Source organism: Streptomyces niphimycinicus (assembly GCF_018883605.1).
Taxonomy (GTDB): domain Bacteria; phylum Actinomycetota; class Actinomycetes; order Streptomycetales; family Streptomycetaceae; genus Streptomyces; species Streptomyces niphimycinicus.
In genome coordinates, this window is record NZ_JAHLEM010000886.1 from 1 (window position 1) to 2014 (window position 2014).

A 2014-nucleotide genomic window follows, 5' to 3' on the forward strand; every position below is an offset into this window, starting at 1 on the left:
CGCGCGCAGCTCGGCGTCGCCGAGGTGGTGCGCGAGGACGGCGGTCGCGCCCCGCCGCAGCAGGGCGTGGATCCGCTCCCGCGGGCTGGGCGCGTCCGGCACCAGGCCCTCGTGGACGAGGGCCGGGCCGAGCTCCCCGGGCCACTCCCGCACCCGGGCCCGCGGATAGGTCCGCCGCAGCTCCGCCAGGGGGCCGATGGCCGCGATGCGGTCGCCGTCGACCGCGACGGCGGCCTCGTGCAGCGGCGCCGCGTCGTCGGGGGTGTGCCGGACGACGGGCGCCGCGTGGAGCGTGAGCATCAGGACGCCTGGATCACCGTCAGCTCGGGGTGGGCCGTGCCACCTTCGATCGCCGTCGAGGACAGATGCGAGACGACATGGTCGTCGACCGGGTCGTTCGCCGGGTCGTCGTGCACCACCAGGTGCTCGTACGTCGTCGCGCGCTGCGCGGGGACCCGGCCGGCGGCGCGGATGAGGTGGAGCAGCTCCATCCGGTTGGAGCGGTGGCGGGCGCCCGCCGAGGAGACCACGTTCTCCTCCAGCATCACCGAGCCGAGGTCGTCCGCCCCGTAGTGCAGGGCGAGCTGGCCGGCCTCCTTGCCCACGGTCAGCCAGGAACCCTGGATATGGGCGACGTTGTCGAAGAAGAGCCGCGCGATGGCGATCATCCGCAGGTACTCGAATACGGTCGCCTGCGTCTGGCCCTTCAGATGGTTGTTCTCGGGCTGGTAGGTGTACGGGATGAAGGCGCGGAAGCCGCCCGTACGGTCCTGTACATCGCGGATCATGCGGAGGTGCTCGATCCGCTCGGCGTTGGTCTCGCCGGTGCCCATCAGCATGGTGGAGGTGGACTCCACGCCGAGGTTATGGGCGATCTCCATGATCTCCAGCCAGCGCTCGCCCGACTCTTTCAGCGGTGCGATGGCCTTGCGCGGCCGCTCGGGCAGCAGCTCGGCGCCCGCGCCCGCGAAGGAGTCGAGACCGGCCGCGCGGATACGGCGGATGGCCTCCTCGGCCGAGACCCCCGAGATCCGCGCCATGTGCTCGACCTCGGACGCCCCCAGCGAGTGGATCACCAACTGCGGGAACGCCTTCTTGATGGCCGAGAAGTGCTTCTCGTAGTACTCCACGCCGTAGTCCGGGTGGTGGCCGCCCTGGAACATGATCTGCGTGCCGCCCAGCTCGACGGTCTCCGCGCAGCGCCGCAGGATGTCGTCGAGATCGCGGCTCCAGCCCTTCGCCGTGTCCTTCGGCGCGGCGTAGAAGGCGCAGAACTTGCACGCCGTGACGCAGACGTTGGTGTAGTTGATGTTCCGCTCGATGATGTACGTCGCGATGTGCTCGGTGCCCGCGTAGCGACGGCGCCGGACCGCGTCGGCGGCGGCCCCCAGCGCGTGCAGCGGAGCCGAACGGTAAAGGTCGAGCGCCTCTTGTGGGGTGATCCGACCCCCGTCGGCGGCGCGGTCGAGGACTACCTGCACCTCTGCGTTTGCGGTCACCGGGGCGTACCTTTCGGAGGTTTACGGGTGGACCGACCCAGCGTACGCCAGCACCTTTACGCCACTACGAGTACGTGTCGGGCACACCGGCCGCCGCCCGCCCCCGCTCATCGCAGCTTGCGCAGAGTGCCCGTGGGGTCACCCGCCTGGTCGTCCTTCGCCCGGTAGCTGAGCGTCCCGTCGCGGGTGAGGGTGAACTGCTCGTCCGTCGAGGCGTCGCTACACCCCTGCTGGGGCTCGGAGCCCTTCAGGCGCGCGTCCAGGTGGAGTTGTTTCGGGGCCGCCGAGACCAGCTTCCAGGTGCTGTCGCAGCGCAGCACCGACAGCTTGACCCGGCCGCTGGCGACGTCCTGCCCGGTGCGGCCCTGCCGGAAGGTGATGGTCAAGGTGCCCACCGGGATGCCCGAGTCGGAGGTCAGATCGCCCTGCCAGGTGCCGAGGAACGCCTTGGGTACGGCACCCTTCCCGGAGTCGTCGTGCGCTCCGTCTCCCGGGTTCCGTCCGGTGGCGGAGGG

The 2014-nt window shown here is 70.8% G+C and carries 2 protein-coding genes and 1 pseudogene; all 3 read right to left on the reverse strand.

Features of this window, described 5'->3' with window-relative positions; translation table 11 throughout:
• Positions 1 to 300, reverse strand: a 300-nt coding sequence (locus KN815_RS44780) for an imidazolonepropionase-like domain-containing protein (RefSeq protein ID WP_216347550.1), incomplete at its 3' end; no start/stop codon positions are given.
• Entirely contained in the window at positions 300 to 1499 is a 1200-nt protein-coding gene (gene mqnC, locus KN815_RS44785) for a cyclic dehypoxanthinyl futalosine synthase (protein WP_216347551.1), read from the reverse strand. The genes KN815_RS44780 and mqnC, both read right to left, overlap by 1 nt.
• Before the next feature lie 107 nt (positions 1500 to 1606).
• Positions 1607 to 2014: pseudogene (locus tag KN815_RS44790) on the reverse strand (serine/threonine protein kinase); the annotation flags it as partial.